1 protein-coding gene is annotated in these 1,178 nt (G+C 60.5%); it reads right to left on the minus strand.

What is annotated here, in order from left to right:
- Positions 1–28: 28 nt before the first annotated feature.
- A partial coding sequence (locus tag APH42_RS28835; protein WP_060494754.1) for a CoA-acylating methylmalonate-semialdehyde dehydrogenase occupies positions 29–1,178 on the minus strand: 1,150 nt, incomplete at its 5' end.

Here is a 1,178-nt window from a genome sequence, read left to right on the forward strand (position 1 = left end):
ACCGGCCTCCCCGCTTTAGTCACCGGCCTTAAAGGCTAGGGAATGCAAACTGCGACGCTTCATGGCTGGCACGCTGCGGCCAACGCTGGGTAATCGCCTTGCGACGCGTATAGAAGCGCACCCCGTCAGGGCCATAGGCATGCAGGTCACCGAACAGCGAACGCTTCCAGCCACCAAAGCTGTGATAAGCCACCGGCACCGGCAGCGGCACGTTCACACCCACCATGCCCACTTCGATCTCGTCGCAGAACAGGCGCGCCGCTTCACCGTCACGGGTGAAGATGCAGGTACCGTTGCCATACTCGTGATCATTGATCAGTTGCATGGCCTGCTCCAGGCTGTTCACACGCACCACGCACAGCACCGGGCCGAAGATCTCTTCTTTATAGATGCGCATCTGCGGGGTCACCTTGTCGAACAAAGTACCCCCCACGAAGTAGCCATCTTCATTACCGGCCACACGCAAGCCACGGCCATCCACCACCAGCTTGGCACCAGCAGCAACCCCGTCATCGATGTAACCCACTACCTTGTCACGGGCAGCAGCAGTCACCAGCGGGCCCATGTCCAGGCCGCACGAGGTGCCGGCACCAATCTTCAGCGCCTTGATTTGCGGTTCCAGCTTGGCAATCAGGGCATCGGCTACCTGGTCGCCCACGCACACCGCAACCGAAATAGCCATGCAACGCTCGCCACACGAACCGTAGGCCGCGCCCATCAGTGCGCTTACAGCATTGTCCAGGTCGGCATCCGGCATCAGCACGGCGTGGTTCTTCGCGCCACCCAAGGCTTGCACGCGCTTGCCACGCTTGGTGCCTTCGGCATAGATGTACTCGGCGATCGGGGTTGAACCAACGAAGCTCAGCGCTTTTACTTCTGGCGCTTCGATAAGCGCATCCACCGCTTCCTTGTCACCGTGCACCACGTTGAGGATGCCCTTCGGCAGGCCGGCTTCCAGCAGCAGTTGGGCAATGTACAAGGTCGAGCTTGGGTCGCGCTCGGAAGGTTTGAGGATGAACGCGTTACCGCAAGCAATGGCCAGCGGGTACATCCACAGAGGCACCATGGCCGGGAAGTTGAACGGGGTAATGCCAGCAACCACACCCAGCGGCTGGAAGTCGGACCAGGCATCGATATTCGGGCCGACGTTGCGGCTGTACTCGCCCTTCAAAACCTCT

It is taken from the genome of Pseudomonas sp. NBRC 111140 (assembly GCF_001320885.1).
GTDB classification, from domain to species: domain Bacteria; phylum Pseudomonadota; class Gammaproteobacteria; order Pseudomonadales; family Pseudomonadaceae; genus Aquipseudomonas; species Aquipseudomonas putida_P.